The organism is Phenylobacterium ferrooxidans (assembly GCF_042714595.1).
GTDB lineage: Bacteria > Pseudomonadota > Alphaproteobacteria > Caulobacterales > Caulobacteraceae > Phenylobacterium > Phenylobacterium ferrooxidans.
This window is the reverse complement of the sequence record NZ_JAOTJD010000005.1, coordinates 81,006-107,544: the sequence shown is the minus strand read 5'-3', so window position 1 is coordinate 107,544 and position 26,539 is coordinate 81,006. Positions and strand designations below refer to the sequence as shown.

General features: G+C 66.5%; 20 protein-coding genes. 1 reads left to right on the top strand and 19 read right to left on the bottom strand.

Going from position 1 to position 26,539, the window contains the following annotated elements; genetic code table 11:
* Positions 1-4 precede the first annotated feature (4 nt).
* From OCL97_RS04455 to OCL97_RS04425, 7 genes are all read right to left on the bottom strand, one after another.
* Positions 5-1,555, bottom strand: a complete 1,551-nt coding sequence (locus OCL97_RS04455; RefSeq protein ID WP_377367978.1) for a hypothetical protein — start codon at positions 1,553-1,555, stop codon at positions 5-7.
* Positions 1,555-4,230: a phage tail tip lysozyme gene (locus tag OCL97_RS04450; protein WP_377367976.1), complete on the bottom strand. Its 2,676-nt coding sequence runs from the start codon at positions 4,228-4,230 to the stop codon at positions 1,555-1,557. Before OCL97_RS04450 ends, OCL97_RS04455 begins: the two co-directional genes overlap by 1 nt.
* Before the next feature lie 243 nt (positions 4,231-4,473).
* Complete coding sequence (locus OCL97_RS04445; RefSeq protein ID WP_377367974.1) at positions 4,474-4,842, bottom strand: hypothetical protein; 369 nt, start codon at positions 4,840-4,842, stop codon at positions 4,474-4,476.
* Positions 4,843-4,920: 78 nt separating this feature from the next.
* The gene (locus tag OCL97_RS04440; RefSeq protein ID WP_377367972.1) at positions 4,921-5,349 is read right to left on the bottom strand and encodes a hypothetical protein; all 429 of its coding nucleotides are present in this window, start codon (positions 5,347-5,349) and stop codon (positions 4,921-4,923) included.
* A 25-nt stretch (positions 5,350-5,374) separates the two neighbouring features.
* A complete protein-coding gene (locus OCL97_RS04435) occupies positions 5,375-7,093 on the bottom strand; it encodes a hypothetical protein (RefSeq protein ID WP_377367971.1) in 1,719 nt (572 codons plus the stop codon).
* A 15-nt stretch (positions 7,094-7,108) separates the two neighbouring features.
* Positions 7,109-7,333 (bottom strand): hypothetical protein, encoded by a 225-nt coding sequence (locus OCL97_RS04430; RefSeq protein WP_377367970.1) that lies wholly within the window; start codon positions 7,331-7,333, stop codon positions 7,109-7,111.
* Positions 7,334-7,345: 12 nt separating this feature from the next.
* Positions 7,346-8,173, bottom strand: coding sequence for a hypothetical protein (locus OCL97_RS04425; RefSeq protein ID WP_377367969.1), 828 nt, complete (start codon positions 8,171-8,173; stop codon positions 7,346-7,348).
* Positions 8,174-8,223: 50 nt separating this feature from the next.
* Between OCL97_RS04425 and OCL97_RS04420 the strand changes: the two genes are divergently transcribed.
* Positions 8,224-9,039 (top strand): hypothetical protein, encoded by an 816-nt coding sequence (locus OCL97_RS04420; protein WP_377367967.1) that lies wholly within the window; start codon positions 8,224-8,226, stop codon positions 9,037-9,039.
* A gap of 676 nt (positions 9,040-9,715) precedes the next feature.
* Here the strand turns inward: OCL97_RS04420 and OCL97_RS04410 are convergent.
* The 12 genes from OCL97_RS04410 to OCL97_RS04355 form a co-directional block, all read right to left on the bottom strand.
* Positions 9,716-10,345, bottom strand: a complete 630-nt coding sequence (locus tag OCL97_RS04410; protein ID WP_377367965.1) for a hypothetical protein — start codon at positions 10,343-10,345, stop codon at positions 9,716-9,718.
* Positions 10,346-10,522: a hypothetical protein gene (locus OCL97_RS04405; RefSeq protein ID WP_377367963.1), complete on the bottom strand. Its 177-nt coding sequence runs from the start codon at positions 10,520-10,522 to the stop codon at positions 10,346-10,348.
* A complete protein-coding gene (locus OCL97_RS04400) occupies positions 10,519-11,313 on the bottom strand; it encodes a hypothetical protein (RefSeq protein WP_377367961.1) in 795 nt (264 codons plus the stop codon). The genes OCL97_RS04405 and OCL97_RS04400 overlap by 4 nt, the downstream gene beginning before the upstream one ends.
* Before the next feature lie 48 nt (positions 11,314-11,361).
* Positions 11,362-11,622, bottom strand: a complete 261-nt coding sequence (locus OCL97_RS04395; RefSeq protein ID WP_377367959.1) for a hypothetical protein — start codon at positions 11,620-11,622, stop codon at positions 11,362-11,364.
* 34 nt (positions 11,623-11,656) lie between these two features.
* Positions 11,657-12,079, bottom strand: a complete 423-nt coding sequence (locus OCL97_RS04390; RefSeq protein ID WP_377367957.1) for a hypothetical protein — start codon at positions 12,077-12,079, stop codon at positions 11,657-11,659.
* 112 nt (positions 12,080-12,191) lie between these two features.
* Entirely contained in the window at positions 12,192-13,658 is a 1,467-nt protein-coding gene (locus tag OCL97_RS04385) for a hypothetical protein (protein ID WP_377367955.1), read from the bottom strand.
* Between the two features lie 63 nt (positions 13,659-13,721).
* A complete protein-coding gene (locus OCL97_RS04380) occupies positions 13,722-14,342 on the bottom strand; it encodes a hypothetical protein (protein WP_377367954.1) in 621 nt (206 codons plus the stop codon).
* Positions 14,342-15,229, bottom strand: a complete 888-nt coding sequence (locus OCL97_RS04375; protein ID WP_377367952.1) for a hypothetical protein — start codon at positions 15,227-15,229, stop codon at positions 14,342-14,344. The genes OCL97_RS04380 and OCL97_RS04375 overlap by 1 nt, the downstream gene beginning before the upstream one ends.
* A gap of 307 nt (positions 15,230-15,536) precedes the next feature.
* On the bottom strand, positions 15,537-15,785 hold the full coding sequence (locus OCL97_RS04370) for a hypothetical protein (protein WP_377367950.1): 249 nt from the start codon (positions 15,783-15,785) through the stop codon (positions 15,537-15,539).
* A 60-nt stretch (positions 15,786-15,845) separates the two neighbouring features.
* Positions 15,846-20,378, bottom strand: a complete 4,533-nt coding sequence (locus OCL97_RS04365; protein WP_377367948.1) for a helicase-related protein — start codon at positions 20,376-20,378, stop codon at positions 15,846-15,848.
* A gap of 32 nt (positions 20,379-20,410) precedes the next feature.
* Positions 20,411-20,749, bottom strand: coding sequence for a hypothetical protein (locus OCL97_RS04360; RefSeq protein ID WP_377367946.1), 339 nt, complete (start codon positions 20,747-20,749; stop codon positions 20,411-20,413).
* Positions 20,739-26,477 (bottom strand): SNF2-related protein, encoded by a 5,739-nt coding sequence (locus tag OCL97_RS04355; RefSeq protein ID WP_377367944.1) that lies wholly within the window; start codon positions 26,475-26,477, stop codon positions 20,739-20,741. Before OCL97_RS04355 ends, OCL97_RS04360 begins: the two co-directional genes overlap by 11 nt.
* Positions 26,478-26,539 lie beyond the last annotated feature (62 nt).

Below are 26,539 nucleotides of genomic sequence, written 5' to 3'. Positions count from 1 at the left end.
GCCGCTATTCACCGTAGGACCCCTTGAGGTTCAATTCGGCTAGGTATGGGCCGGATCCGCCGCGATCAATCCGCCTCACAAAGCCCGTCCCGCGATCATAGGAGACCGTGGTGAAGTAGGCGCCGGTGAAGGGGGTAAATTCATGCACCACCTCGTGGGCGTAGTGCTCAGACTCGAAATTGTCGCCCTCGCCGCCCCTGGTCAGGCGCACGTAGCAACCCGCCCGAATGCGCTCGTTGCCCATCAGGCGGAGGCCGCCGTCCTCGAGCACGACGTTGTCCTTGTTGTTCTCCGTCAGGACGCGCCGCTTTTCATTGACCATGCCGATGAAGACGCCATTCGCGGCCTCGAGCTTCGCTTCAGATTGGCCGTCCGTGCGGGCGCCTTGCTGCGTCGCCGTTTGCATCAGCCGGATCCCGTACAGCTCCGGCGACGAATTCTTGTAGTCCACCAGGAAGGGCTCAGGCTTCATTTGCCCCTCTTGAGCCGCAACCTTCATCAAGGCGCTATCCACCAGCGCCAGGCGCGGCGCGTCGACCCAGAAATAGTTGGCCACCGAGTCGTCCGAGCGAGCGTCCGACTTGAACACCAGATCTGAATCTAGGACGTCGACCGTGTAGGTGAAGGCGGCCGTCTGGATCATGTCGCCACCCAAGGTCCGGAACGGAGTCGGCCGGTACACGAGATATGGGCCGCTCTCTCGGTCTTCGACGTAGAGCTCATTCCACGGCCCGACGTCGCCGAAGTGCGACAGGAGGTCGTAGATCGTTCCGCCAGGCCAGTCTTGGGCGCCGAATGGGCTCACCACGCCCTCCTCGACGAGCGACTCGAGCGTGAGGTCCAGGATGGGGCTTTCCACCGCCCGGCCGGCCGCGGTGCGCATCTTCGCCAGGAACGGGTTGACCACCTTGTCCAAGACGGTCTGCACGAACTCGCCGGCCGGCTGGTTCGCCTCCGCGTCGACGCCGTAGTTGAGAAATAGCTTGAAGCTGGAGAGCAGCTCTTGTCCAAGCACCATGTTGGGCAGGTACACGATCTGCATGATCTGAAGGATCTTGCCGTAGTCGTGGCCGGAGATCGAGACTGTGCGCTGCGGCCCATCCCGGCTGATTCCAGTCTGGCGCTGCACCCGGTTGACGAAGCCCCGCATCATGATCGGCATGCGCTTAGGAACGCCGGCGTCCACCTCGGAAACGTCCCGAGCCATGCGGATCTCGATCACGTCCATGGGCTCCACCAGGCCATAGATCGAGTCCAGCGCCGACGGCTCCATGATGTCAGGGAAGTTGATCGCGAAAGCGCCTGTTGGCGATCGACAGGACTTGGAGACGGTGACCGAACTTCCCTCCCCCAGATATGGCGTAAGATCGATCTCACCCTTCGCGCCGCTGAATCTCTCGGAGGCGCCCGCGCCCTCCCCCGCCTCGGTCCGGGCGATGTTCTTCTTCAGGACGACGGAGATCTGCGGCCGATAGAGCTTTGTTCCGCCCGTCCGCGACCGCTTGCGCGGCGCCGTGACGACCAGCTCGGAGACGGTTGTCGGTTCGTCGGCCATCAGTAACCTCCGGCGCGCACGGGGAATCCGCCAGATGGCGTTGGCTTAGCGACCGGCTTGAGCTTCGCCGTGCCGCGTGTCTTGCCGTTCTGGTCCTGGATGATGACCTTTGCGTCGCCGAACTCCACCCGCGGGCCGGAGGTCCCATTGAATGGGCCTCTGATTGTGTCGTCCGGCAACGGTGCGCTGTAGAGGCGGTTGGCGTTCGAAACTCGATTTCCATAGCCGTGAATATTCGCAGCCACGCCCGTCTCGGCGCCAGCGGGGCGCTCGAATTTGAGCCCGAACGTCGCCGCCGCCTCGCCCGGCGTGGTGGACGATTTGAGCGCGGCCAACCCGTACTTCGGGTTATTTCTCAGCTCCTCCATGACATAATCGATTTGCGTGTCGAAATCCCGAGAACTCGTTCCCCTCGATCGCGCGAATTTCGCCAGTCCAGCCTGGCGATCCGGATGCCACTGGGCGATCCCAAAGGCGAGCCCGCCATCACCCGAAATGCTCGTGTTAAGGCCGACGCTTTCGTGCGTCAGGTTGCCTACGACGCCAGCGGCCTGCGCCCTGGTCAGGCCGTGCAGTCCCATGAAGCGCTGCATGGCGTGCGCCTCTCGCGAGCTAGCCGATCCACCAGAGCTTCCGGCAGGACCAGCAGCACCCGAGCTTCCGAGGTTCCCCCAACCCACGGCGCCATAATGTTCAGGCTCGCGACCGATGCGGACGCCCTTCTCGGCTCGCTCCGCCTGCCACTTCGCTATGTGGTAGGACCCCGGCGCGATCGCCTTTGCGAGCACTTCCAGCGCCAGCCGCATAGGGTTCAGCGCGGCAAGGATCGGCGACCCGGCCTTCGTCAGAGCATCATTGATCGCCTTGACCGAGTCACGCGTCTCAGTCGCGAGATCCTTCTCCTGGTCAGCCGAACCCACGGCCGCCACGAGCGCCGACTGCATGGCGGCGAAGTCGCCCGTCGCGGCCGCGGATTGCGCGGCGCCGGCCAGCTTCTTCTTCTCGGATTCCTTGATGTCCCGACGGCCCATGATGCCGTCATAGATCCCCTTCAGATCGTCTCCGCTCGAGGCGTTGGCGATCTGGGCTATGGATTGAAGCCCGGTGACGGACATGTTGTTCAGGCCGATGCCGTTGGCCTGCAGGAGGCCGGCCGACTTACCGAGGACACCCTTGTCCTGCATTTCCAACAGAGCCGCGGCCTGGCCATAGGAGCTGGTCCCGAAGTGGTTCTTCACGGCATCCAGGAGGTACTCGCCGTTGCCGTAGCTGGACCGCAGCATCGGGACCATCTTGTCGAAGTTGGTCGCGGCGGAGGAGTCGGGCCGCTGGAGGTTGTTCTTGGCGTAGTAGCGCGCCAGGGGGCTCTTGGGGTCGTAGAACGCGCCGGCCGTGGTGCCAAACAGGCCTCCCTCCATCAGGGCCTTGGCCGTGACAGGGTTCATGCCGCCGCGGCCGCCGGAGAGCGCCGCATAGCTGAAGTTCATCGAAGCTTCGCCGCGACCGCCGCCACGCCGCACGTTCCCGTCGGCTGTCGCCAACAGGCCCGCGGCGCCGGCCGGGTCTAGCCCAGGCGCGCCAAGCCCCATAAGGGAAGCAAGGCCGGCCATGTAAGCGCCGACGTTCGGCGTGGTGAGGCTGAAGTTCGCAGCCTGCACGGCGTAGCTGGAGACCGCCTGGAGCACCTCCTCAGCCTTACCGATGAACCCGCCCTTCTCGATCGCGTCGGCGATCAGCAACGCCAGGCGCCGACTGCCTTGATCGTCCTGCGTCACGCCGAGCCGGCGCATCGTCCCGTTGAACTGCACCCCAACGGCTGGATCCATGCCGTAGGAGCGGCTCAACCCCATGCCCACGCGCAAGTCGTCGCGCAGGCCCATGCCCTTCATGTCCCCGGAGCGTAGCCGGCCTGCTTCCTTGCCGAACTCCAGAGCGAGGCGCGCAGATTCGACGTAGGTGACGCCAAGGCCGGCGCCGGCCTGCCTGGCCTGTTCCCGCAGGTTGAGGAAGTCGACGCCCAGGTCGCCCATGCGTCGCTTCAGGCCGTCGACGGACTCGGCCTCGCTGACCGCCCCCGTGACGGCTTTTCCCGCCATGCCGGCGATGCTGCTTATGCCGGCCAGGCCTAGGCCGATCATCCCTGCGCCTTTGACCATGCCCCAGGCCGCCGAGCGGACAGCGCCGCCACCGCCACCGCCGCCACCGCCGCCACCGCCGCCACCGTGTGGGCCGCCTGGACCCGCGGGGCCTCCATTCTGGAAGCTGTCGTCGGTGCCCTGCATGCCGCGCGCAACAACAAAGCGTCGGTGCGCCGCAGCGTGCGCCTGATTGGTGAATGTGGAGCTGTGGCCGTGATACCAGCCGTTGACGTCGTCGAAGGCCTTCAGCCGGCTCGCGCCGATACCGCGGCCCTTGCGCATGCGATCGAAGTTGTCTTGGAACCGGCCCGCGTCGTCGGAGCTCACGGTCCGGCCCAGCTCTTTCTCAAGCATGGACTTGGTCGACGCCAGGCGCCGGGCCGCGATCTCCATTTGACCAAAGGCGGCCGCCGCATCCTTCGCGTCTCGGGCCACGGCGCGGGTGGCCTCGCCGACCCCGGAGACGGCATCATCCAGCTTGTCCAGGCCGCGCGCGTCGACCTGCGCTGAGACGGGAATCTTGATTTCTTGGGTCACTCGCTCGGGCTCCCGCCTACGTCTTCCCAGCCCTCGAACAGTTTCGAGGGGTCTTCCTCCGCCTGACGGAGCACGTCATCGAGATCGAAATCGAGATCCTCGAACTCTTCCTCATCCGCCTTCCCGGCCCGCTTGCGATCGTCGAAATGGACGGCCCAGTAGTCGGCGATGATCTCCTCGCGGGTGGTGTCGAGGAACCTGGGGTCGGTGCTGGTCAGCCCGTAGAAGCGGCGAAACCAGAACTCATACGTCCCCGCCCTCGCCTTCCCCGCTGCTCTTGCCCTTCGCTCCAGGGCGTCGAAACGTCTCCTCCTTCTCGCTGAGCGCGCTCCACACCTTCACGAGGTTGGCGTAGGCCTCATCGTCGAACGGCGACAGGTCATCCAGGTCCGACGGCGCCCAGCCATCAGGAGCGGCGACCGTCAGGATCTTCAGCGTGGCGACCGCCTCTGCGAAGCGGCCGGTCAAGGCGTCCAGCGGCTCGCCCTCGGTCAGCCGGGCGTATTCCGCCGAGATAGCGAACCCGGATCTGAGCGTGCGCTTGGAAAAGGTGAAGGCGCCGATGCCTTCGACAGTGATGACGAAATCGGTGGGCTGTGATTCTCTGGCCATGCCTCAGTCTTGCGTCACGACGAAAAAGGCCGCCCCGGCTAACCGGAGCGGCCCATTCAGATCGCGATCGAGGCGGAGCTAGATGCCCGTGCCTTGGGTGTCCAGGGCGTTGAACTGCGCGCTGGCCATGACGATCGCGTGCTTGGACACGTCGATGTCGCCCGAGGCATAGGAGCAGCCAACGTACTTCTTCAGAAGCTCCCCGGAGTCCTTGTCCAGGACCAGGAAGTCGAACACCAGGCCCTTGAGCACGGCGTCGCCATTCTCTGGCGTGATGCCGGCGCTGCGCACGGTCTCGCGGATCAGCACCATCTTCGAGACCGAGAGCATGTGCCTGGCGAGGGTAGGCACATACTCTTGAACGTGGATGTCGCCGATGCCGCTCGCGGGCTCGGGGGAGTAGTCGTCGCTCGCGCGGACGGATTGGATCAGGCCAACCATAAGGCCGCCAAGCATGACGACGGTACGGTTGCCGGAGCGAACCTTAACATTCGTGGCGAAGGTCATAGTGAGGGCTCCTTACCCTGAGGTCTTAGCCGACCGCCACGGCGCCGGAGTACGGCACGGCGTGGAGGGTGATGGCGATGTAGTTGGCGGGAATGACGGGCGAAACCTGCGCCGTCACAGCGATGACGTCCCCGGCCAGGGTGGCGCGGATGTCCTTGTAGGCCGGGCTCTCCTCGTCACCGGCCAGGACGCCCAAGCCATTCGGCTCAGGCTTCGCGAGCTCGCGCAGGGTGGTCTCAACCAGGCTCGCGGCCAGGGCCAGGGATTGCGGGTTCGCCTTGATGCCCTTGACCTGCTCTAGGGCGTTCCGGACCGCGCGCGCGGTGTAGTCGAGGGCGACCCCGACGGACTGCTCGACCCGGTTGAACTTGGTGTTCGTCAGCCAGGTCGAGATGGACTTGACCACCTTGTAGGCGGTCCCCGTGTCCTCGAGCGCCATGACCCCGCCGCGGATCAGCGCGTCGGTGTCGGTGGGGTTGCGCAGCTTGCGCTCCAGACCGCGCAGGCGAAGCGACTTGTTGGTGAGCGGCGTGCCCGGCGTAAGGCCGGCGAAGGCGCCCGCGACCATGGCGGCGACGATGTAGGGCGGATAGAGGGTCAGGACCCCAGCATCGTTGTAGTCCCACCCGCCGATGTGCACGAGCGAGGTCCGATCGCTGTTGATGGCCTTGGCCAAGACGATCGCGGCCGCGTCAGTCGTGGCCAAGGGAGCGCCGCAGATCGAGCGGCGTTCGCGACGACCGATACCCGACATGAAGACGCAGTGCGCATCAGCCATGGCGTGGATGGCCGGATCCGAAGAGATGGGCACAACCCACTGCGCATCCACCGACTGCAGCGCGGTGAAGCCCGCGGTCCATTCGGTGTTGGTGGTCACCCCCTCGATCGCGTCGGCCATGTAGGTGAACGGGATCGCCGCCGGCAACGTGCCGACATCAGCCGCGCGGACCGCGGTGACGTACCCTTCGCCGGCGCCGTTGAACCAGTCGATGACGGCCTGCAGGTGCGCCTTGGCGATGTAGTCTGCGGTCTTCACGTCCTGGGTGGTGCAGGCGTCAAGGCCTTGCAGGGTGAGCTTCTCGCCGTTGCCATCCTGGACGCTCGCCGCGAAGCCGGAAACCGCATTGATGCGATCGACCAGCTCTTGGACGGTCGGATAGGTGGCCAGATCGATCGTGGCGACGGCCGTGCCGGACGGCGCCTGGAGGATGACCTGCGTGGAGCTGACAGTCATCACCGCGGAGACTTGGGCGCCCGAGTAGCGCACCTTGAACGCGTTCCGGAAGATGTCGTCCTGGGTGTAGTAGGCGTCGCCGCGCTGGGTGGTGATCTTCAGGCCCGTATTGGTGGCCGCTTCGATCTTCACCTTGATCTGGTTTTCGCGCAGGCCGTAGCCGGTCGAGGTGAGGGTGGCCACGGTGGCGGCCAGGGAGTCCTTCAGGACCAGGGTCGATTGCGTCGCAGGGTTGACCCGGACCACCAGCACCTCAGCGGGACTGGCCGTGTCAGCCGAGGGGGCGAACGCCCGCTTGACCGCCGACACCAGCTCGCCGGAACCAAGGGCGGCCGCGGCCGCGGTCGGGTCACTGAAACGCAGCACCGTGCCGGGTTGGCCGCCCGTGCACTTGCCGAGCAGGGCGACGATGTTGCCGACATTGATCGAACGGTTGAGCATCGCCGAGTCGTCGACGCGGGACACAACAGCCGGGCTTTCGATCATGTTGCCGTTGAAGAAATAGGCCATGGTTTCAGCTCTTCCTTAGGCGGGACGGGTGGCGAACGCCGCGTAGCGCTCGGTGAAGTTTTCGGAGGTGTCCTTGTCGACGCCCTTGGCCCGCTCGTCGGAGTAGAAGCCGGCGATCATCTCGACGCTCCGGTCGCTCCCGGACAGGCGGGCGCAGAACTCCTCGAGGGTCAGATCAAACGTCTGCGGAGGCGTGGGGACGACGATCGCGTCGGCGGCGGTCTCAACGGGCTTGGGCATGCGAATTCCTTGCTAGGTCGCCGACAGCGTGGCTGCGGCATCGGCGATCGGCGCGAACAGCGCATCGACAGCCACGGGGGCGAGGCAGGTGAAGGAGCAGATGGACGAGTAGACGGGCGCCGCGTGGCTCTCCATGTCCTCGGTATCGCTTTGGGAAAACTCGACCTGAGAGATCCCCGCCGCCTCGAAGACGGCCAGATTGCCCAACAGCACCTTCTTCACCGCCAGGCGCAGCAGGTTCCGCTCGTCGGAGTTTAGGCTCCAGACGACGATCGAGAGCTGCACGCGGGCGAACCACCCCTCGAGCTCTCGCCACTCGTCGCCCTCAATATCGAATGCGTCGAAGTCGATCGCCTCACCCAGGCCGCGCATGGCGGCCGCGTCATTGGAGAGGTGGACGCTGGCCACGGGCCACTTGGTGCCCTCGAACGCCGGCGGCGCCGTGAAGCAGGGGATGGCGCCGGTGGCGTGCTTCAGGCGGCCGGCGGCGACCTCAACCTTCAGGCCGGCCGCGAGGCGCTCCAGAACGAAGGTGAGAACGTTGGGGCCGAGGAGGTTCGAGACGGCCTGCGGCGTGACGGCGTGGCTCGCGGATCCCGTCCAGGTCGCGCCGATCAGATCGTAGGCCTTGTAGAAGTAGGCCGCGCCATTCTGAAGGGTCGCGGTGTCGATGAAGTGTCGCTCATCACCCTCATAGACGATCGCCGCGTCGGCATCGGCCGGGCCGGAGAAGTCGTCTTGCGTCTTGCGCAGCACCCGCGTCTTCAGGGCCGCCGCATCCGGCGCCAGCAAGCACCGGACGGCGTTGCCGACGGGTAGCGGCTGGAGGAACGCGATCATGAGCTGATACTGGCGTCACGACTATCTGGTCGTGAGCCTAGCCTTGGGCGATGGCGGACAACCTCAGCATCGGCGTCGACCTGTCGGACCTAGCCCAGGTGGGCGCGATCGTCCGGCAAGGCATGTTTTCCAACCTCGAGGCCGCCGTGGCGCGGGTAGCCGCGACGGGCGTTGAGCGCTGGCAACAAGCAGCTCACGCCGCCCCACTATGGCAAGGCGAGCGCGACGCCTACATGGCGTCGATCACCTCCAAGCAGCTCGGGCCGCTATCGTGGGAGATCGTCTCCAACTACAAATACGTCGAGGACATCGAGACCGGCCGGCCGCCGCGCGACCTTAAGAAGATGCTCGACACGAGCCTCAAGGTCCGCCTGTCCGCCAAGGGTGTCCGCTACCTCATCATCCCGTTCCGCCACAACACGCCGGGCAACACCGCCCACGCGCCCGCCATGCCGCGCGAGATCCACCAGAGCGCCCAGGAGCTATCGCCGAGCCGCATCACCGGGCAAGGGACACGCCAGTCCGGAACCGGGGCGTTCGACATGGCCACGCGCAAGCCGATCACGGTCCGCACGCGGAAATACCTTTGGGGCGGCCGCCTGGAGGCGCAGCCGGAATACAAACTGAAGGCCAGCCATCGCTCAGATCCCTATGCTGGCATGGTGAAGTTCAGCACCAAGACGCCAGGGGGCAAGAGCTACTCAAATTTTCTCACTTTCAGAGTCATGACCGCAAACTCTTCGGGATGGATCGTGCCCGCGAAACCAGGGCTCTTCCTTGCTCGAGCTGTCGCCGATTCACTCAGGAGAACCGCGGAGCTAGACTTCTCAGCCGCCATTTCATTGGATCTTGCGTCCGCCGCCTAGCGCATCTCCCAGGTGTATCCGAGATGCGACCGGCTCCTCCCGGCGCACACGCGACTGATGCACTCCTGTCGGAACCCGGCCCCCTCGGCCAAAGTCATGCTGTCGAAATCCAGAACCGCGCCCGAACTAACGCACCGGCCCCTCACGGCTCTGGATTTTGCATTCTGAGCGCCAACCTTTCCGTACATGCTGTTGCGCTCTCCGAAGTTGGCGGCACCTATTCTCCGACGCGTTTCATTTGACCGCTTCAGGCCGCGGCCTCCGATTGAAATTGCCGCCCGATGTTCGGCGCTTAAGGCCCTCCCGCTACGAGCCTCGCGCAGCTTCGCTTTCGCGGCTTCGGACAGGGGGATTCCGCGCCGCGGGGCAGTCGAGTCGCGCGCCGCGTTCATGCAGCCAGGAAAGTCGCACATGAGATTGAGCCACCACTGCTCCAAATCCTGAAGGGCGCCTGGATGGGCGCGGCGCAGGCATGACACCGTAAAGGCCGCCTCGCCATACCGATTGAACACCTTCTGCATAAGGGGGTTGCAGTGCATTCCTCGGCGGAGATGCGACAGGTGTTGGAGCCATCGAGCCTGCATTTTCGTGGCTCGCCCAACGTAGAACCACGGCCCCTCCCCTCCGGGACGCACGCACTCAATCAGGTATATCCCCGATCCTCTTGGCTTCACGCTCACCTGCCCAGCAGGTCGAATTTCCGGACCGGAACCTTGCGAGGCAAGTTGGCGCCGCCGATATTGCGGTCACTCGGCAGGTCGAGGAAGGCGAAGAACTCGTCGAACCTCACCCCATTGACCACGTACTGCGTCCCGGCCGGAGGCTCTCCAGTTGCCCAGGTCAGCACCCCAGCGTCACTCACCGTAGGGATCCCGCCCTCGACCGTCGCGTTGGCCGCCTCGTTCAGCCAGAACACCCGATCGACGGATTTGATGGTCCCCAGGAGGGTGTCGCCCTGACCTCGGGTCATCATCGTGGAGAAGCGGTTGGTGGAGGTAAGGCCCCGAACGCGATCGTACTGGCCCATGTCGTAGAGAGGCGAGTCCGATCCGATGGTGAGCAGCGCGTCGCCGATCTCATAGACGCCGAATTGCGCCAGCGCCTTCTTGCTGGTCTGGCTGGACAGGCCAGCCCGGACGACCACCTCAGCCGCCCAGGTGTGGCCGCGGCCGCCGCAGAGCAGGCAATCGAAGCGGGCATTTCCTGACGCCGGGGAGAAGCACGGGCAGGCCGAGGCGCGGCGCCACCCGAGATCCTGCCCCATGTTCACGATGTGCGCGTTGAGGTTGGTCGGCGAAAAGCGCATCTAGGCCGCCACGCGCCGGTGCAGCGTTTCGCCCTCATTGACGTTGAAGCGCTTGACCAGCGGCTCACCGATCGTCGCCGGTTGGAACCGGCCGCCGCCCATGTGGATCATGGCTTGGCCGTCAATCAGGACGGTCTCGCCGACCTCCCGGTCCGCATATTCCGGGCGCTGGGTCATCCGAATGACCCCAGGACGCCCATGGAGATGCCGTGTATCGCGGCGAACAGCCCGCCGTTCGACCCCTTGGCGCCGTGCAGCCTGAAGTCGACCATCTCGCGATATTTTTCCGGGTCGACGCTGCGGCTCTCAGATAGGCCGTCGGCGCTGATCGATCCGGACATGGTCGGGAACGAGCCGTCGATAATATTGAGGACGGCCTGCTTCAGGATGACGTCCAACAGGTCGGCCCAGGCCGGGTCCGTCTTCACGCCGGTCAGCCCGGCGACGTACTTCACCTGGATCATGAACGGGATGGTGGATCCACCGCCCATGGCCTGCATGATGAAGGCGCTCAGGGGAGCCGTGAAGCCCGACGAGGCCGGAACCATGCGGATGTGGCCAGCCTTCTTGTCGAGGCGGATCCAGTCGTGCGGGATGGTGAAGAAGGTGACGGTCGGGTTCGGATAGGACATCCGCACGAACTCGACGGAGACCACGGGCTTCTGGCGCAGGACTATGAAGCCCCAGCGGTCCCCCCGGAAGAATTCGGGGTCATAGTCATAGCCAGGCTCTTCGGCCCACGGCATGGCGCCGAGCGCGGTGATTTCGCCTTCCGTGGGCGTGTAAGGGAAGATCGTGGTGGGCTCGAGGCGCACCTTCAGCCGGCGGGCGATGTCCGCCTCCGCCGCCTGGATCTGCTGAAGCAGGTAGGCGTCGCTGAGCACAACGCCAGGAAAGAAGGTCTGGGCCGCGGCCAATAGCCTATCAGCTTTGAAGGCCGGGAGGTCGGCGGAGCTGAAGAGGCTCATGGGAGTCCATGGGGTGGGCGGCGGCGGCCGAAGCCGCCGCGCCGGGGTTTAGCGGGAGGTGAGCGGGATCACCGCAGCCTGAGCCGCGGCGGTCGAGACAGCGTAGTTGGCGTCGGTAACGCCGGCATCCAGGTTGAGCTTCGCCACAAGGGTGTTGTGGTCGGCCTTCAGCGCAGCGACGGCGGTTTGAAGCGCCGAGACGGAGGTGATCAGGTCGTTGAGGATGTCGCCCAGGCCCGCCTCCGCGGCGCCGGGGCTGATCTTGTTGAGCTTCTGCTGCACCGAGAACGGCGACGGGCTGCGGGACATGGGGGTGGATCCTTAGATCGGGGGGTGGAGCGGCTTAGAAGCCGCTTTGGGTGTCGGCGCCGCCGGTGACGGAGTCCTCGCCGTCCGACCCCATGAAGGTGTCGGCGCCGGCAGAGGCCACTTCACTGTCTTCGCCAGAGGCGGCCTCGGTGTCCGAGCTGGAGGCGGTGTCGGCGGCCGTGGCTTCGGCGGCAGCGGCGGCTTCAGAAGCGGCAGCGGCGGCAGCTTCAGCGGCGGCCTTTTCGGCGGCCTTGCGCGCGCGCTTCTCGGCAGCGGTCTCCGTCGGCGGATTCTCGTCGGCGTCGACGATGCTGTAGCCGTTGATGCCGCGGAACACGCCGGCCTGGTCGGCGTCCAGATCGTGAGCCGAGATCACGCCACCGGACGGGTGATCCTCAAAGGCGATGCCGCTGATTTCGTGTGAAGCGTTTTCGAGAGTGCAGATGACGCGAAACATTGAGAGGGTCCTTGTGTTTCCTCATTCCGGGAATTGGTCCGCCGCAGCCGGCCAATTCCGGGAAAGAGGGGCGGCCTGACACAAGCAGGCCGCCCTTCCCCCGACGGCGCTGTTAGGCGCCGGCGACGAACGGACGCCAGAGGCTACCGCTCGGAACGATGTTCTTGATCACGACCACGCGGCGACGCTTGGTCATCCGCAGGTAGCCGAAGAGGAGTTGCGCCCAAGGCAGGACCGGGGCGTTGGTCGGGTAGAGTTGGAACTCCATCATGGGCAGGAGTTGGCGCCAGGAGATGGCGTCGGCGCCCGGACCCATCGGGAGCATGAAGGCCTTGGTCGAACCGGGGATGTCCAGGTTTTCGTCGACGAAGGTGGTGGTCGCCCCGGCGCAGGCGACGCGCTTAATCAGACGGAAGTCCGAGGGGGTGTCCGTGCCGTTCTGGCGCGAGCGGTAGATCGCGTAACCGGTCTCGCCGGCGCCGGCCGACCGGGTGATCGTCAGGGTGCACTTCTGCCCCGCGGCGATCGCGGTCTGCGCCGAGATGACGCCGTCGGACTGGCCCGCGGCGCTGACGCCGGCCACCAGGTAGTAGTAGTTGCCCGCGCGAAGCGCCGTGAACTTGTTCGCGGCGGTGCCGGTGGCGGCCGCCAGGGCCAGGGTCGGCTTCAGGGCGGTGTTGGCGGTGGCCACGGCGGCGAACAGGGTCTGGAACGGGGCTTGGCGCGACTCATCGAAGATGAAGGTGTCATTCTTCGTCATGATGTTGCCGTGGCTGGTACGGATACCGATCACGGGGGTGCCCAGCTTCATGCCGCCGTCGCCGACGTTGTCCAGGGCCACGCGGAACGAGGGGTCCAGGCCGTTGTCCAGGTCCGCTTGGACGTTCTGGGAGATGAACAGGTGCGAAGCCTGGCCCCAGTTGCCGTAGGCGGAGATCTGGGCGGCGCCGGCGTTGATCGAGTTGATCGAGGCCAGGGAGCCGCCGTCGGCGTTGACGATGTTGCCGACGTCCACGGAGCCGTCGGCGACGCCCGCGGCCATCTGGGCCGAGATGCCGTCGAACTCGGTGGCGACCACGCTCGCGTCGCCCTCGAAGGAGAGGTACTCGGCGTCGGTCAGCAGGCGCAGGGCGGCCGCTTGGGCTTCCACCGCCTTCGAGGATTCGATGTTCTGACCGAGGGTCGAAACGAGCGAAACCTCCGCGCGCGTCATCAAATACTTAACCAAGCCCACGCGGCGCTTGTAGTTGCCGTTGGCCGCGGCGATGACGCCGGTTTCCGAGTTGGTGGTGCCGCCGGGGAAGCCGCCGACGTCGGTGCGCTCGGTCCACTCATCCACGGTCGCGCCGGCGCCGGACTTGGCCAGCTCGTTGAACAGCACGAAGTGCTTGTTCTCCTGGATGGTCGACTTCATGGTCTTGTCGAGCGACTGCACGCGCAGCGCCGAACCGCCGGTCAGGGCGGCGACGTCGGTACCGTAGCCGGCGGTGAGGGCCTTCTGAAGCTCCGCGACCGCGTTTTCGCCGACGGCGCCCGTGGTCGTAGCGCCGAGAGCCACGTCGAAATTGAATTCAGACATTTGGGATCCTAACCCTGGTGGAAGTTAATCGAGGCCGACGTGGGTCGCGGCTCGGGGAGGCGGTTACTTGGAGGCGGTGGCGGCCAGGACGGCCGCGACGATCTCGGCGGGCGGGGCCTTGTTGGAGTTGATGAAGGCTTCGGCGGTGGCGACCTGGGTGCCGTTGATGGCGCCGGCGGCCTGGGCGACGATGGCCTTGGCCATGAACTGCTCACCGGACATGGTGTCTGAGGCATCGCTCTTGGCGAGCTCCTCCGTCACTGGACGTTCCGTGATGGCGATGACGGCCTTGCGGCGGACGCCGGTGTTGGCCAGCTTGCCGACTTCGGCCTGCAACGACTTCACCAGCTCGCCTTGGGTCGAGAAGGCGTCGATCACGGTCCGGAGCACGCCCAGCACCGAGGCCTCATTGGTCTCGATGCGGTCGGTCAGGGCCTTGATCAGCTCGGAGCCGTCGATGGCGTCGACCTCTTCGCCGCCCTCGAGGGTTAGCTTGAAGGACTTCGCCATGACGGGCTTGCCGTCTTCGTCGAGCTCGTCGTCGCCACCCTTGTCGGCGTCGCCGTCGCCGGCCGCGGCACCTTCATCAGCGCCGGCGTCGGCTCCCGGAAGGGCCTTCATCAGGTCGTTGTTCAGTTCGCCGAGCAGGGCGTCGAACGACCCCGTCTTGTTCGTGTCGGTCATCACGCGTTCCTTCGCTTCAAGCCGGTTTTGAGGTCGCGCATGAAGCGCTCCACGTAGGCGGCGCTCTCGTCTGCCGAGAGGCCTAATTCCTTGGTCGCGTAGGCCGCCAGGGCCGCGGCGTTGGGGTTCTTCGACGCGGCGCCGGAGCGCATCGCGCCCGCCAGCTTTTCGCGGAAGTCCCAGTAGGTCTTGACGCCCGTATCGAGCGATTGGACGCGCAGCGCGCCGGCGCCGGACAGGCTTGCGGCGTCGGTGCCGTAGCCGGCCTCCAAGGCCTTCGCGATGTCGAGGCCGCCCGGCAGCATGCACTTGGCGAAGGTGCCGATGGGCATGGTCGCGCAGGTGCCGACGTGCTGATTCACTGGCGTCTTGGAGAGGCCGACGTTCGTCCAGCGCACCTTGGTGATATAGGTGCGGCGGAGATTGGTCTCAGGGTCGGTGGCGACCGCCTTGGCCAGGACCGCGCCGCCGACGCTGGGATACCAGCGCTGGGGCGGGTTGATGTCGGTCAGGCTGGACCAGACGTCATTGGCGTGCACGGCGGCCGGGCCGTCGCCCGAGAATATCTCCGCCTTGACGAAGGTGCTCTTGTCGCGCTGGCCAACTTCGATTGGCCGGCCGATCTCGTACATCGCATGGTTCGGGATGCCGAGCTTCGCGCCGATCTGGGTGTAGTGCTCGAGGTCGACGTTGCCGTAGCGGCGATAGAAGTCCGTCGACTCCGCCAGGGCCTTCGACAGGACGGTCTCGTCCTGTTGGTCAACGTCCTGCTTGGAGGCCTCGAAGAAGACAAAGCGTCGCCCGCCATCCACCGAGGGGTGGGCCTTCATCATCGAGCCGATCGACAAGAAGTCGGGGCAGGATTCCAGGAGGTCGGCGTCGCTCACCATGAACCGACGGTAGCGTCACGACGCGAGCGACCGAGAGTATCGTGCCTTCGCTACACCTCCGGCGAGACGCCAGAGGCCATAGAGGATCGAGGTATGGTCGCACGGCCAGGCACGGGCGATCGAGGCGATTGACACGCCAGGCTGGGCCAATTCCCGCCATGCCTCCCAACGGGCGTGGTAGATTGTACGCCGCCCACGCGGACCGCGGATTGCCTCCGGATCCACACCGTGCCTAGCCGCCACCGCGGCTATGACGCGTTCAACCTCGGAAGGCCGAACCATCCTGCGCTGGCGGGGAACGACATCATCCGCCATGGGCGAGCGCCAGGTCGAGGCGGCCGCGCTCGGAGACCAGATCCTGGTACTCTTTCGCCGCGCCGTCTTCGGTGATCGCCTTGGTGCGCAATTCGGCCAGTCGGGACGTCACAGCTTCGCGCCGATCGGCCGCCGCGGTGCGGATTTCTTCGGCTGAGCGGTCCGCCGCGCCGGCGTGGGCCGCCAGGTCGGAGAGGTCGCGCTTCAGGGATTCTGGGGTGGGGCTTGATCTGGTCATGACCCAACCGTAGCGGCCCACAAGCGCGCCGACCCAAGGATAGCCGGGACTTCGCGGGACCTACAGGAGCCCGCCGTGATCTCGCGTGATCTGGCGCTGTCGAAGGAAGTGGGCGACGCCCGTGTCGTCGAGGCTTTCCATCGGCGTCGTCATCATCTCGCGCAGGGCATACTTCCTGGACAGCCGGTCGCGGCGCTTGGCCTCCTCCGGGTGATCGGAGACGCCATCCATCAGCTCGACATCGTGCTCTTGGCCGATGCGGTTGATCCGGCCGTTGCGCTGCGCATGCGTCTTGGCGGTGTCCGGCGTGTCGAAATTGTAGAGCCAGCGGCCACTCTGCAGGTTCGCTCCCGTGGCCCCTGCGTCCGACGCGACCAGGATGTCGATGTTCGACTCCCCGGATGCGGGCCGGTATTCATCGATCCGGGCCGCCTTGCCCTTGGCGGAGTCGGCGCCGGTGATCGTCGAGACGCGGAACCCGTCCTTCTCCAACCTAGCCTTGATGGACTTCACCGCCGCCAGGGAGTGCGCGAACACCACGCCCTGCTTGCCCTTGCGCTCCGCCGCGGCCGCCGCGACATCGGCGACCTTGCCGCCTTCCGGGTGCGCGTCCAGGACGTGGCGGACCGCGGTGTTCTTCAGGATCCCGAGGTTCTTCTGTAGCGCGCCGGCAAGGGCTTCGTGCTCTTCGGCTGGTACACCCTCGAACGACGACGGGCTGATCGATCGCATCGCCTCGACATCGACCTTGCCGGTCATGCGGGCGATGCGAGCCTTCGCGACCTGGCTGTCCAGATCCGTCAGGGCTTGGCGCTGAGCGTCGGAAACCTCCACCTTGCGCTCGGAGCGCGTCGCGGTGATGTCCGGATCGATCTTCGACGGATACTGGAACCGGGCGAGCTCACGGCGCAGGCCATCCTTCGCCGACAGGGTGTCGACGCCATACTTGCGCATGAACGCCGCCTGATCGGTGTAGCGGCCAGGATCCATCTTCTGGAGGAGCGAGAACGCCTCACTCACATCGTTCTTGATCGGGTCGGCGCTGGCGTTGACGTAGTAGGGCACGTGGTCGCCGATCGCGTCGACGACGTTGGCCATCGCGGAGTTTTCCTTCCCGCGACGGTTCAGCAGGTCATGGCCTTCGTCGACGTTGAGGTAGTCGAACGAGATGCCCTCGCGGCGCATGACGCCCTTCATCCACTCCTGGCGCCCGGCGCGGTCCATCGCGCCGACCTGGCCAGACATCTCCGCCTCATCCACGCCGGCGTGCTTAGCGCCCAGGTGCAGCATGTCATCCCGGAACGACTGGTGGGTCATGACGCAGAAATTGTGCGACGGATCCTTGTAGGCCGCGAGCCGCTCCTCCCTCGAGGCACCCGGCTTGGCGTGCCACTTGAACTTGCCTGGCTCGAGGAAGCGCAGCGCCTCGGCGCCGAACCCGCCTTGGGCGATCGACGGGACCAGGAAGAGGCCGCGCTTGGCCTTGCCCTGTTGCTGGAGGTGGGAATAGGCGGCCAGGCCGATAAGCGTCTTGCCGGATCCGGTCCCGAACGACAGGACGACGCGCTTGTTCGCATCTAGAAGCTTCACCGCCCGCTGGCGCGCGACGTTCTTGCCGCCGCTCATCGACGGACGGAACAGTTTCACCGGCTGGCCCGCCTTAAAGTTCTGGCCAACCTGGGGCATCATCGCCGCGATCTGGCGTTCCGCCTCGTGGCCGATCGTGTGGCGCTCATCGGCGCCCAGCGGAGCCTCCACCTCCGGCTCAGGGTCGGCGGCGAAGAAGCTCATTTGCGCCGCGTCCAGGCCGGCTTGCTCTTCGCGCGCGGAGTCCAGCTTGTCTCGGACCGAGCCGGAGGCGTAGCGGCCGGCGATGCGATCGCGCAGCCCGTCGGTCAGGGCGCGCTCTTTCGCCATGCGGGCCTCGCGCGCGGCCGGGTCGACGGCGTCGAGGTGGTTCAGGTTGTCCCGGATCACGGTCCGGCCGACCTTCAGCGGCTTGTCGGGCCGCAGGGTGTTGTAGGTGTCGGCGAAGCCCTTGGAGACCGTGGAGCGGACCACGTCCTGCATGGCTGAATAGGCCGCCTCCGGGCTACCCATGGCTTCGACGTACTTCGGCCAGGTGGTGGACCCGGCCGCGACCTTGCCGCGCATCTCGTCGCGCTTGGTGCGCCAGTCCGACCACTCCGGATTGGTGACCGTGTCGCCGAACATGTCCGTCGTTTCGCCCTCAGGCTCACTCGCCTCATGGGTCTCCAGCGTGCGCCGCAGGCTGCTCGCCTCCGGGGTTTCGCGCGCGACGTGCTTGGCGAAGTGCTCTCGGAGCGCGGCCTGGTCCTGCGGCGTCATCTCGCCGATCGGCTTGTATGCGGCCAGGCCGGCCGGCTCCGCGGCCAGGGCGCGGTGGAGCGCCTCGACCGAAACCTTGTCGACCCGGAACGTCTGGCGATGCAGCGGCGTCCGGTTGCCGCCGTATCGGGCGGCCACGAACTTGTCGGCCATCTCCTCGAAGGACGCCTGCAGGGCTTCCGCGGGCCGCAGCTTGCCGGCCTCATCCTGGAGGGGCGCAAGCTTGTCGATCGCCGCGCGGTAATCAGCCGCCCGGTCCGGCCCGACCTTCTGATAGAAGTCGGCCGACTGCAGGTCGGAGACGATCTCCGCCGGCGTGTCGCCGTCCGCGGCCCGGCCGCCGATGTAGGCCGCGACGTCCGCCTCGAGGTCGGCGCCGGGGGAAAACGGCTCCGCCATGCGCGGCGCGGCGCCCGGCTTCGGCTTCAGATCCAGGTCGGGCCGATCGGTGATCCCGAGCGGTAGCCAGCCGTCCTCGTCCTCGGATCCGCCGATGATGTCCAGGTTCCGCCGCACCTGTTCCAGGTCGGCCCGGTTCACCGGCTGCGCCAGGCGCGACAGGCCCTCAGGCGCCACCTTCAGGATCCGGTTCCCCGAGATCGTCTCGATCGTGTAGTCGCCCCGCTCCAGGCCGATCGCCCGGACCTGCTTGACGGCCGACTCCATGGCCACGGCGCCGAGCGACACCTCGAACGGCTTGTCGGACTTGCCGCGCTTCAGGGCGAACACCAGGGCGGCGTTCGCCTCCATCTCACCGAGCGCCGTGCCGAGCGTCTTCTGCGCCTCCGCGATCGCGGCGGAGCGCCGGCGGTTGATCTCCTGCATGGCGGCCAGGTCGTGGCCGTTCTCCGCGGCGCCGAGCTCGATCTCCGCCGCCTGCGCCTTCAGCTCGTGCGCGCGGCCGATCGCCTCCGCCGAGGCCTCCATATGTTGGTGAAGGTGAAATTCCAACATGCCGTCGGCGACGTCCTGGAATTCCTGCGGCGCGAGATCCGACCGGAGGCGCCGGGCGAGCACCTCCGCGGCTCCGGCGATGCCGAGCACATCCACCACGCTGCGGTCGACCAGGGCGGCCCCGCCAGCGGCCAGGGCGAGCGCGTTGACGGAATTGTACGCGCCGGCGCCTACGTGCCTCCTGAGGCCCTTGGTGGACGCGGGCGCGGTGGCGTCGACCTCCGCCAGGAAGGCGCGCGTCGAGATGGTGCGTAGATCGTTGGCCACCTCTTCGGCGACCTTCTCATCGACCTTGGCGTCGTCGACCTCCAGCACGTAGGCCTTCGGCTCCTCGACCGTCTCGTTGATCTCCTTGCGGGCGTCGCGCGCCTTGCGCTCCGCCATCTTGCGGCGCTTCTCCAGCTTGAGCAGGTCTAGGGCGGCCTTGGCGTCGACCAGCTTGGGCGCCAGGGCGTCGGTCGGCTCCTTCTCGCGCATCAGGTCGAGACCCTCGCGGACCAGGCGCGCCGTCTCGCCATTGCGGATTGCGGCCTTGCGTTGCTCCGGCGAGATCCCGGCCGAGAATTCCTTGGCCTCCGCCTCCACGTCGGCGCCCGCGGCTTCGGCCCGGCCCTTGTAGTCGGTGGAGAAGCCCAGGCCGGTGGACTGCGCTTTGACCGGGTCGAGATCCTGAACGCTGAGCGTGTCGGCGGCGACAGCCTCCAGCGGCACTTCGCCAAGCTCGATCTCCGCGCGCGCGCCGGCGTCGGCCAGGATGCGCTCGCGGTTCAGGTTCACGGCCGCGTCGGCACGCTTCACCATCTCCTTCAGGTGCGCGTCGGCCAGCTTGGCCACCACGTGCTCCGCATCGCCGGCATGGGCCGCGGCGTCGAACTTGAGATCTTCCGGACTCCAGCCCATCGCCGCGGCGACGCCGGCCACGTATTCGGCCTGGACCGCCTTGGTCTTGTCGGTGAGTTTCTTGTGCGCCTCCGCCTTCGCGGTCTGCAGGCCGAGCGCTTTGTCGCGCTGGCGCCGGCCCTTGGCCACGTCGCGCCGTTCCTTGGCGCGCTGCTTCAGCGTGTCGGTGTACTCGGTCTGAGGCTTCACACCGGTAAGGCGCAGGTGGTTGAGGGAGCCGCCAGCTCCGCCGATCACTTTCGCGGAGCCATCAGGCTGCGGTTGGATCAGAACGGGCGTCCCTTTGGAATCGGGGCCGTTGCCGTGGACTGTAATCCAGCGTTCGCCCGCGGCGAGAGCCTTGGACATCGCCGAGCTGGCGAACAGGACGACGAGCTTGGGGGAGGCCATGATCGCAGTGTGCGGTCACGACGGCGCGCGCCTTAGCCGCCCATGTCCGGATCCGACAGCGTGAAGAACTCCCCGTCTTCGTCCTCGAGCCGCTCGCGGCGCGTCCCGAGCGTCGCGTTGGCCTGGTACTCCGCCCCGGCCGCAGCGAGCAGCTCCGCCAGGCTGAGTCCGGTCGGCATGCGCGCGATCACGGTCTGGTCCTCATAGTCGCCCAGCATCGGGATCTCCTCCGGCGGGTAGATCCGCTTCAGGAGCGCCTTGACCAGGAACCAGTAGGCGCCGAACGCCCGGTAGTTGGCGGGGTTCTGCAGCAGCAGGGTCCGGGCGGTTTCCGCGAAGACCTTGGGGTCGACCCCTTCGTTACGCAGCAACGGGCGTCTCCTTCAGATCGATTTCGGCCGCCAAGTGTGGATGCTTGGCGGCGAGGTGGCGCAGGGCGTCCGTCCGGTGTGGCGTGTCCTGGAGCTGCTTCACGGCCGCGAGCGCCTGTTCCGGGGTGTCGGCGCCGGAGACGGCCATGGCCGCGGCCATGTCGTGGTAGCCGGCCTCCGCCGCGAGCGTTGCGAGCGCGGATCGGACCGGCATATCGGCCGCGCTGTACTGCGTGGAGCCGAACTTGCGGTAGGAGAACATGTCCTCCCCGACCGCGGGCTTGGCGCGGCCGTATTCTTCGACTGTCGGAATCTGGCTTCGCAGCACCTCGCCGAGTTTCCCCTCGCGCTTGGCTTTAGCCCAGAGCGTGGCCAGGGCCTTGCGGCTCCAGGCGCTCTTGATCGGCGAGCCGTGGAAGTCCTTCACCGCCGCTTTGGCCGCGTGGCCGATCGCCTCGGAGAAGGTCGGCGCATGGCGGGCCGCCTCGACTTGTGCGGTCTCGAACTCGCGGTGCGCCTCATCGGCCGCGCCGGCGCCCCAGAGTGAATTGAGCACGGTCTTCCAGCGGTTCTGCTTGGTGCCGTAGCCGCCCGGATAGCTCAGAACGTCGCGGCTGTTGCCGGTGTAGGCGCCGCGGCGCCCAGTGATCGTCTCTTTCGTCATCTTCGCCGCGCCCTGGTCGGCGATGTAGGCGTCCATCGCCAGGCGCTTGTGGGCCAGGGTGGGGAGCATGACGTCGTGGTCGTCCGGGATCTTGGCCGACTCGTATGAGGCGACCACCTTCGCCTTGCCGGCGGCGTCGATAAGCCCGATGTCGCCGTAGTCGTGCGAGAACTTGTAGGACTTCATGCCGGCCTTCACCGCCGCCTGGATCTCGGCATAGTTGGCCTGGATCGCGGCGGCCGGCATCGCGGCGAGCGTCTTCATGTCCTTCAAGTTCGACACGCCGGCGGCGAGCGCGGCCGAAGTGGCCTTGGCCACGTGCGCGTCTTCCGTCGCCTGGTCATGTTCGATCGGAGTGACCGCGTGCGCCAGCTTTTCCAGCTCGAGGGAGATCTTGGAGTCCTTGCCAGTCTCACCCCAGCGCCGGACCTGGACCAGGCCGTGGGTCGGGTGGACCTTCTCCACCACATACTTGCCGGCCGCGATCTGGCCAGCCTCGCCCACCTCAAACGCCTTGCCAGGCTCGAAGGCCTCGCCGGTCTGGGGTTGGATCAGGAGATCGTGGGTCGCGTCCAGGGCGTGCTTGGCCTTGAAGTAGGGATCAGCCTCGAGCGCGGTGCGCAGGCGGCCCAGGCGGTGCTCGAGGCGTTGGCCCGACGGCTTCTGGCGCCCGTCGCCCTTCAGCTTCTCGAACGTCGACTTCATGGCGCGGTAGCTGGCGAAGTCGATGGCGGCCGACTGGTGGCGCTCCGCATCCATCTTCGCTTGGGCGACATCCTTGTTGGCCGCCAGCTTGGCGCGGGCCTCGTCCGGATTTTCGGACAGAGCCACGAGCATCTCCTCATGGGAGAGGTTGCCGCCGAAGGCCAGGTTTTCGACCCGGTCACCGCCGTTCCAGAGCAGGTCCATCCAGTTTTTCTTCGCCGACACCGTCTGGTAGCGGTAGCCGTCGAACGTGCCCTTGCCGAGGTAGTTGTGGAGCTGGATCGCCTCCGCGGTGTTGCCTTGTCGCAGGCCGCGGCCGTTGCGCTGTTGGATGGTCGCCGGGGTCCAGGGGATGTTGAGGTGGTGGATCCCAGTCGTGCCCTCCTGCAGGCCGTCGACCCCCTCCTCCATCGTCGCGTTGCCGATGACGACGCGCAGCTTGCCGGCGCGGTAGGCCTCCGCGATGTTCTGGCGCTTGGCCGAGGTGTCGGCGACCTTTGCGTTCATAACGCCGATCTGGTCGCGCGGGACGCCCTTGGCCACCAGGGCCGCCACGATCTTGTCGTGGGACTCGATGAAGTCGCAGAAGATGATCTGTCCGCCGTCCTTCAGGCCGTCGGCGACCAGGCCGGCCGCTTCGTCGATCTTGGGGCTGCGGGCGCCGGCGAAGCGCACCGGGTCGTAGAGCTCCAGGTCCAGCGTCGCCTTGTCCATCTTCGACATGATCGAGAATGGGTGCGCGTCGCCGGTGGCGTCGCCCTTGGTCTTCGCTTCTTCGGCCGCCACGCGCAGCTCGGTATAGACCTCCTTCTGAGCGGCCGACATGTCCACCAGGTGTTGGCGATCGTCGCGGCCGGGCAGCTCCAGGCCCACGTCTTCGGCCGTCTTGCGGTCGATGTAGCGGCGCATGATCTCGCGCAGCTCATTGAGGTTCTTGAAGCCGGTAACGCACAGCGCGTGATCCATCTGACCCGTGGTGGTCAGGATGTTGCGGTCCTCGAATTCGCAGAAGCGATCGAGGAACTCCTCGCTGTTGCGGATGCCGATCTTCTCGAAGGCCTCAGGCGCGATGTGCGACAGCATCGAGTAGACCTCGAGCGGGCTGTTCTTCGTCGGCGTGGCGGTCAAGCCATAGACGTTCTTGCCGCCGGTCTGGCTGCGGAGCCACTGCGTCTTGTAGCGCATGTCGGCGGCGCGCTTGGACGAAGACGAGCCGCCCAGGAACTTGGGTGATTGGCCGAACCGATCGCGGGCCGCGAACAGGTTCTTGTAGGCGTGCATCTCGTCACCGATAATGGCGTCCACGCCCAGGTCGTTGAAGTAGATCGCGTCCGTGCGGCGCTCGAAATCCTGACGCGCGACCTTCTGGTCCCAGGAGTCGCGGACCTTCTGCGTCTTCTTCGCCTTGGCGCCCTCGAGGGACTTCTTCCGCTGCTCCCAGAAGTCGGCGTCGACGTACTTTTCCTTGGTCTCCGGATCCAGGTCTAGGTCATTCCAGGCCGGCTGGGTGATCAGGATGAAGTCGTAGTCGTTCTGGGTGATGTCGTGGAATTTGCGGTTCCGCTCCGCGGCGCTATCGGAGACGCCCCGCAGCTTGCCCGTCTTCTTGTCGACGCTGTAGGTCTCGCCGATCACCATGACGTTGGAGCCGGGGAACCATCTCTGCGTCTCGCGCATCCAGTTGGCCGCCACCGACTTCGGGACGATGATCATGGGCTTCTTGGCCTGGCCCGTGGCGCGCATCAGCTTGGCCAGGATCAGGGCGCGGACCGTCTTGCCGAGACCGACGTCCGCGGCGATGATGCCCTTGCCGGCCTCCATGGCCCAGCGCAAGCCACTCCACTGATAGGTCTTCAGGCCGTCGGCGTTCAGGCCAGGGACGTCCAGCGGCGCTTCGGAATAGGCCTTGGCCCGGAAGCCGCGGAAGGTGCGGTTGTAGTGCTCCTCGACCTGGTCGCGATAGGCCGACGCGCAGAGCCAGGGCTTGAACTCCTGGTTCCACTTGTCGATCGTCGGCTTGTCATCGTCCTTCCGGACGCCGTCGCGGTTCAGGTACTTGCGCAGCAGGTGGGAGTCGTAGCTCCCGCCGACGACGGAGAAGTACCCCTCATCGTATGAGATCGACATGGGGTCGGGCCGGTAGCCGCTCCCCGAGCCCTCATGCTTGGAGTTGAAGAACGCCGCGACCACGTCCAGGGGGATGAAGCCGGAGTTGAGCATGACCTCGACGTCCTCGAGGGACTTGGGATCGATCTCCGCCTCCAGGGCCGCAGACTGGCGCTCGAGCTTGGCGCGATCTTCCGGCTTCAGGTCGCCGCCGGCCAGGGCCGCCTTGGCCGCATCGAACTTCGGCCAGAGATCGCCGGTCAGGTAGTTGTCCAGGCTGGTCCAGGTCCCAGAGACCGGATCCAGCGCATAGTCGGGGCTGGCGTAGAGGTGATCGAGGATCGCCTCCTCGGTCCCTTCATGCCAGCGGCCCGCCACCATCGACGGAGTGAAGTCGCCGACCTCCAGGGCCAGGGTTTGCGCGGCCGCATCGAAGCTGGACGCCACGGGCGCGTGGCTGGCGCCGGTCACGAGCTCGGACAGTGAGCCGTCCTTCTTCACGGCGCCGATCAGCCGGTAGATGGCCTTGTCGCGCTTGGCCGCGATCGCCAGGTTCGGGTTCTTCGACGGGACGCCGTGGGCCTCGACATAGGCCCTGACCTTGTCGGCCAGGCCGGAGGCGGCCGCATAGCCGTCGTCCTGCAGGGCGCGCTCGATCTCGGCGCCGAGCTCGCCGGCGTCAATCACGGCCTTCTCCGCCATGAACTCCTCGACGCTATGCCAGCGGAGAGGCTCGCCCTCGAGCACATAGGTGACGCCGTCGATCACCTTCGTGTCGCCGCGCTTGGCGGTGTCGTAGGGGTTCTTGGCCGCCGCGCCGCGGATGCGCGCCTTCAGGGCCTCGTCCTTCGTCGACGCGAGGATCTGCGTCACGCTGGATGGCCCGGTCGACTCGGAGTGCGGCTCGAATTCCGCGATCGCCTCCGGAACGCCGACCATGGAGCCGGTCACGGCGTAGATCTCACCGAACTGGCGCATGGCCGTTCCGACTTCGCCGCAGACGTTGTCGGCGCCGCGGCCCTCGAAATAGGTGCCGCCCAGGTATTCCTCGTCCCAGGCGCCCAGCAGCTTGAGCGTGTCCTGGTCCACCACACCGAGCGCGTTGGCGACGTCGTCGGGCCGCTTGCGGAAGAACAGGATGTCCGACGTCACGTCGATATTGGCCGCCTCGAAGGCTGTGTTCGGCATGCGGATCGCGCCGAGGAACTCACCCTTGCGGAGCAGCCGCTCGCGCACCTTGCGCATGCTCCGCGCGTTCATGAGGGTGGTGTTCACGATCATGGCCACGACGCCGCCCGGCCTCGTCTTGTCGAGGGCGGTGTCCATGAAGTAGGCCTCGTGGAGGCTCAGATCCTTCTTGTCGACCTTGATCAGGCCGTTCCGCTGGCCGAACGGGGCGTTTCCGATCACGGCGTCGAACTGGCGTGCGTCGGTCGTGGCGAATGTCTCCAGCGGCGCGTTGCGCACCTCATGTCCGGGGTGGAGCAACTCCGCCATCTTCGCGGACGTCGGATCGATCTCGACGCCCGTGACGCGCACGCCGGCCGGCGCCGTGGCCATGAAGACCCCCGTCGCGCAGGACGGCTCCAGCACGGTTGCGCCAGGCCCGACGGAGCCGAGCTGCATCAGGGCCGCCCACATGGCCGCGGCCACCTTGGGCTCGGTGTAGAACTCGTTGAGACTGTCGCCGCAGCCGCCGTTCCCGCTGTACTGGCGCAGGACGTCCAGATCGACCGGTTCGGCTTCCGGCTCGAGCAGCGAGGCGCGGCCGTTGACCATGGCCGCGGCGCGCGCGTTCAGGCGCCGGCGCTCCGACTTGGAGGTGCCGGCGGGGACGCCGAAGGTGGGGACGTCGGGGATGCCGGCGGAATAGTCCAGGCCGGGCACAGTGGGCGCTGCAGCCGCCGGGGAGGCCTGGGGCGTCTCTGTCCGGTCCGGATCTCGCCGTTCCTGGAGACGAGCGAGGCGCGCTTCGATGTCGGGATTTGGCCGCTCCGGCGAGGCCTTCTTGGGCTCAGCCACCTTCGCCGGCTCAGGTTCGGCCTTGGGCGCCTCTGGCTTGGCGTCGGCATAGGCGAACAGGTCATCCGGCAGCGGGGCCGACGCCGGTTTCGGCTTGGCCACCGGCATGCGGACATGGCGGATTGCGGTGTGCGCGCCGTGGACCGTGCCGTCGGCCGCAACGCTCGCCTTGATCGGGACAAGCTTGTCGAAAAGGCCCGGCTGGGAGGCCTTCAGGAGCAGGATGATCATGAGCGTTCCGGGCGTGACTTCACCAGCCCACGCTACCGTCACGATCAGATCGAACGGGCGAA